At 57.9% G+C, this 5,408-nt stretch carries 3 rRNA genes; all 3 read left to right on the forward strand.

The annotated features are described in order from the left end of the window. Positions 1-114: 114 nt before the first annotated feature. The 3 genes from MMF94_RS43015 to rrf all read left to right on the forward strand — a co-directional run bounded on the left by MMF94_RS43015 (position 115) and on the right by rrf (position 5,365). Positions 115-1,636: ribosomal RNA gene (locus MMF94_RS43015) — 16S ribosomal RNA — on the forward strand. Positions 1,637-2,006: 370 nt separating this feature from the next. Further along, positions 2,007-5,121, forward strand: a 23S ribosomal RNA gene (locus MMF94_RS43020). 127 nt (positions 5,122-5,248) lie between these two features. Continuing rightward, positions 5,249-5,365 (forward strand): 5S ribosomal RNA (gene rrf / locus MMF94_RS43025). Together the 16S, 23S and 5S rRNA genes form the textbook arrangement of a ribosomal RNA operon. Positions 5,366-5,408: the final 43 nt, after the last annotated feature.

Below are 5,408 nucleotides of genomic sequence, written 5' to 3' on the forward strand. Positions count from 1 at the left end.
GATGGTGTGCGGGTGTCTTTTGAGAACTCAACAGTGTGTCGAGCTTTATCATGAATTGGTTTTATGCCAGTTTGTTTTTCCTGCGACCCCGTCGCAGGTTTGTTGGGCCAGTTTTTGTTGGAGAGTTTGATCCTGGCTCAGGACGAACGCTGGCGGCGTGCTTAACACATGCAAGTCGAGCGGTAAGGCCCTTTCGGGGGTACACGAGCGGCGAACGGGTGAGTAACACGTGGGTGACCTGCCCTCAGCTCTGGGATAAGCCTGGGAAACTGGGTCTAATACCGGATATGACCTTCCATCGCATGGTGGGGGGTGGAAAGTTTTTCGGCTGGGGATGGGCCCGCGGCCTATCAGCTTGTTGGTGGGGTGATGGCCTACCAAGGCGACGACGGGTAGCCGGCCTGAGAGGGCGACCGGCCACACTGGGACTGAGACACGGCCCAGACTCCTACGGGAGGCAGCAGTGGGGAATATTGCGCAATGGGCGGAAGCCTGACGCAGCGACGCCGCGTGGGGGATGACGGCCTTCGGGTTGTAAACCTCTTTCGACCGGGACGAAGCGTGAGTGACGGTACCGGTAGAAGAAGCACCGGCCAACTACGTGCCAGCAGCCGCGGTAATACGTAGGGTGCGAGCGTTGTCCGGAATTATTGGGCGTAAAGAGCTCGTAGGCGGTGTGTCGCGTCGGTCGTGAAAACTTGGGGCTTAACTCTGAGCTTGCGGTCGATACGGGCATCACTGGAGTTCGGCAGGGGAGACTGGAATTCCTGGTGTAGCGGTGAAATGCGCAGATATCAGGAGGAACACCGGTGGCGAAGGCGGGTCTCTGGGCCGATACTGACGCTGAGGAGCGAAAGCGTGGGGAGCGAACAGGATTAGATACCCTGGTAGTCCACGCCGTAAACGGTGGGCGCTAGGTGTGGGGGCCATTCCACGGTCTCTGTGCCGCAGCTAACGCATTAAGCGCCCCGCCTGGGGAGTACGGCCGCAAGGCTAAAACTCAAAGGAATTGACGGGGGCCCGCACAAGCGGCGGAGCATGTGGATTAATTCGATGCAACGCGAAGAACCTTACCTGGGTTTGACATGCACTAGACGCCGGTAGAGATATCGGTTCCCTTGTGGCTGGTGTGCAGGTGGTGCATGGCTGTCGTCAGCTCGTGTCGTGAGATGTTGGGTTAAGTCCCGCAACGAGCGCAACCCTCGTTCCATGTTGCCAGCGGGTTATGCCGGGGACTCATGGGAGACTGCCGGGGTCAACTCGGAGGAAGGTGGGGATGACGTCAAGTCATCATGCCCCTTATGTCCAGGGCTTCACACATGCTACAATGGCCTATACAGAGGGCTGCGAGACCGTGAGGTGGAGCGAATCCCTTAAAGTAGGTCTCAGTTCGGATCGGGGTCTGCAACTCGACCCCGTGAAGTTGGAGTCGCTAGTAATCGCAGATCAGCAACGCTGCGGTGAATACGTTCCCGGGCCTTGTACACACCGCCCGTCACGTCACGAAAGTTGGTAACACCCGAAGCCGACGGCCTAACCCCTTCGGGGGAGGGAGTTGTCGAAGGTGGGACTGGCGATTGGGACGAAGTCGTAACAAGGTAGCCGTACCGGAAGGTGCGGCTGGATCACCTCCTTTCTAAGGAGTCTCACCGTGTGGTGAGGTCGACCAGCTCGAGCACCGCTGGCTGAACGTGTGGCTGGTGGTGGTGGGTTGGTTCTCCTTTTCCTTGATTCCGCACTCGCCTGCAAGATTTGGGTGGGTGTGGCTGGGTGGAACATAAAGACTGAATTCATGATGTTCCCGGAAGTGTTTCCGGGGGGTTTGGCACACTGTTGGGTCCTGAGAAGACACCGGTGGGTGTTTTTTCTGGCTGCTCCTGGCCTGGATCGCCTAACGCATCCCGATGTGCACGTGAGCGTGTGTGGGTGGGTGTGGTGGTGGTTGTGGTGGGTTGGGGTGTGGTTGTGTGTTGAGTGTTGCATAGTGGATGCGAGCATCTTGTTGTGAACAAGTGTGTAAGGGCACATGGTGGATGTCTAGGCATCAGGAGCCGATGAAGGACGTGGGAGGCCGCGATAGGCCTCGGGGAGCTGTCAACCGAGCTGTGATCCGAGGGTGTCCGAATGGGGAAACCCAGCACCCGTCATGGGGTGTTACCCATATCTGAATACATAGGGTATGGGGGGGAACGTGGGGAAGTGAAACATCTCAGTACCCACAGGAAGAGAAAACAAAATGTGATTCCGTGAGTAGTGGCGAGCGAAAGCGGATGAGGCTAAACCTTGATCGTGTCAAGCCGGCAGGCGTTGCGGTTGGGGTGTTGTGGGGCGTGGTCGTGTGGACTCTGCCGGGTCTGCGAGGTCGTGGTGTGGTGTTAGCGGAAGATTTCTGGAAAGGGTCGCCGTAGTGGGTGAGAGCCCCGTACGTGAAAACACTGCATGCGGTTTGGATCGTGTTCCCGAGTAGCAGCGAGCTCGTGGAATTTGCTGTGAATCTGCCGGGACCACCCGGTAAGCCTAAATACTCCCTGATGACCGATAGCGGACGAGTACCGTGAGGGAAAGATGAAAAGTACCCCGGGAGGGGAGTGAAATAGTACCTGAAACCGTGTGCCTACAAGCCGTCAGAGCCTTCCGGGGTGATGGCGTGCCTTTTGAAGAATGAGCCTGCGAGTTATGCTTCGTGGCGAGGTTAACCCGTGTGGGGTAGCCGTAGCGAAAGCGAGTCCGAATAGGGCGTGTAGTCGCGGGGTATAGACCCGAAGCGGAGTGATCTACCCATGGCCAGGGTGAAGCGTCGGTAAGACGTCGTGGAGGCCCGAACCCACCAGGGTTGAAAACCTGGGGGATGAGCTGTGGGTAGGGGTGAAAGGCCAATCAAACTCCGTGATAGCTGGTTCTCCCCGAAATGCATTTAGGTGCAGCGTCGTGTGGTGGATGCCGGAGGTAGAGCACTGGATGGGCTAGGGGGCCGACAAGCTTACTGAACTCAACCAAACTCCGAATGCCGGTATTTCTAGCGCGGCAGTGAGACTGCGGGGGATAAGCTTCGTAGTCGAGAGGGAAACAGCCCAGATCACCGGCTAAGGCCCCTAAGCGTGCGCTAAGTGGGAAAGGATGTGGGATCGCCCAGACAACCAGGAGGTTGGCTTAGAAGCAGCCACCCTTTAAAGAGTGCGTAATAGCTCACTGGTCAAGTGGTCCTGCGCCGACAATGTAGCGGGGCTCAAGCGCACCGCCGAAGCCGTGGCAATGCCACTAGAGATCCGCCTGCCGGCTGTGTGTTGGTGGGTGTAGTCGTGGTGTTGGGTAGGGGAGCGTCGTGCATCCGGTGAAGCGGCCGAGTGATCGAGTCGTGGAGGGTGTGCGAGTGAGAATGCAGGCATGAGTAGCGAATGCAGAGTGAGAACCTCTGCCGCCGAATGACCAAGGGTTCCTGGGCCAGGTTAATCCGCCCAGGGTGAGCCGGGACCTAAGGCGAGGCCGACAGGCGTAGTCGATGGACAACGGGTTGATATTCCCGTGCCCGTGACAGTGCGTCCGTGCTGAGGCCGGTGATGCTAACCATCCGAACTCGCTTGGAGTCCTTCGGGAGTCCTTGTCGGGGGAGCGTGGGATCCGATCCGGTAGTAGGCAAGCGATGGGGTGACGCAGGAGGGTAGTCCCGCCAGTGAATGGTAGTACTGGTGTAAGCCCGTAGCCCGACATCTAGGTAAATCCGGATGTCATTGAGGGTGAGAGGTGACGCGTAGCCGATTGAGGCGAAGTAGGATGATCCCATGCTGCCGAGAAAAGCCTCTAGCGAGTGCTGTTGTGGCCCGTACCCTAAACCGACACAGGTGGTCAGGTAGAGAATACCGAGGCGATCGAGTGAACTGTGGTTAAGGAACTCGGCAAAATACCTCCGTAACTTCGGGAGAAGGAGGGCCGTCTGGTTTGAAGCTCTTCGCGGGCTAGGGCTGGGCGGCCGCAGAGACCAGGCCCAAGCGACTGTTTACTAAAAACACAGGTCCGTGCGAAGTCGCAAGACGATGTATACGGACTGACGCCTGCCCGGTGCTGGAACGTTAAGAGGACCTGTTAGTCCTTCGGGGCGAAGCGGAGAATTTAAGCGCCAGTAAACGGCGGTGGTAACTATAACCATCCTAAGGTAGCGAAATTCCTTGTCGGGTAAGTTCCGACCTGCACGAATGGCGTAACGACTTGGGCGCTGTCTCGACCACAGACTCGGCGAAATTGCACTACGAGTAAAGATGCTCGTTACGCGCGGCAGGACGGAAAGACCCCGGGACCTTTACTATAGCTTGGTATTGGTGCTCGGTTCGGCTTGTGTAGGATAGGTGGGAGACTGTGAAGCGGCCACGCCAGTGGTTGTGGAGTCGTTGTTGAAATACCACTCTGGTCGAATTGGGTGTCTCAACCTCGGGCCATGATCTGGTTCAGGGACAGTGCCTGGTGGGTAGTTTAACTGGGGCGGTTGCCTCCCAAAATGTAACGGAGGCGCCCAAAGGTTCCCTCAGCCTGGTTGGCAATCAGGTGTTGAGTGTAAGTGCACAAGGGAGCTTGACTGTGAGACTGACAGGTCGAGCAGGGACGAAAGTCGGGACTAGTGATCCGGCACCTCCTGGTGGAAGGGGTGTCGCTCAACGGATAAAAGGTACCCCGGGGATAACAGGCTGATCTTGCCCAAGAGTCCATATCGACGGCATGGTTTGGCACCTCGATGTCGGCTCGTCGCATCCTGGGGCTGGAGTAGGTCCCAAGGGTTGGGCTGTTCGCCCATTAAAGCGGTACGCGAGCTGGGTTTAGAACGTCGTGAGACAGTTCGGTCCCTATCCGCCGCGCGCGTAGGAGACTTGAGGAAGGCTGTCCCTAGTACGAGAGGACCGGGACGGACGAACCTCTGGTGTGCCAGTTGTCCCGCCAGGGGCACGGCTGGTTGGCTATGTTCGGAAGGGATAACCGCTGAAGGCATCTAAGCGGGAAGCTCGTTCCAAGATGAGGTCTCCCACCACCTTGCGTGGTTAAGGCCCCCAGCAGACCACTGGGTTGATAGGCCAGAGATGGAAGCCCTGTGAGGGGTGGAGTTGACTGGTACTAATAGGCCGAGGGCTTGTTCATGACAAGTTGTTTGCATCCACTGTGCGACCCTGAACACACAAAGCACATTGTGTGGTCGGGGTGCGAGCGAGGTTTCGCATCCACTATGCTCGGCCGGTCAGATTGGCTGGGATAAGTTGATAGTGTTGTCGGTGGTTGTGGCGGAGGGGAAACGCCCGGTCCCATCCCGAACCCGGAAGCTAAGCCCTCCAGCGCCGATGGTACTGCACTCGTTAGGGTGTGGGAGAGTAGGTCGCCGCCGACATTCAACGTTTGTTGTGGGCCCCCGCCGGAAGGCGGGGGCCCAC

This window comes from Pseudonocardia alaniniphila (assembly GCF_022524485.1).
GTDB lineage: Bacteria > Actinomycetota > Actinomycetes > Mycobacteriales > Pseudonocardiaceae > Pseudonocardia > Pseudonocardia alaniniphila.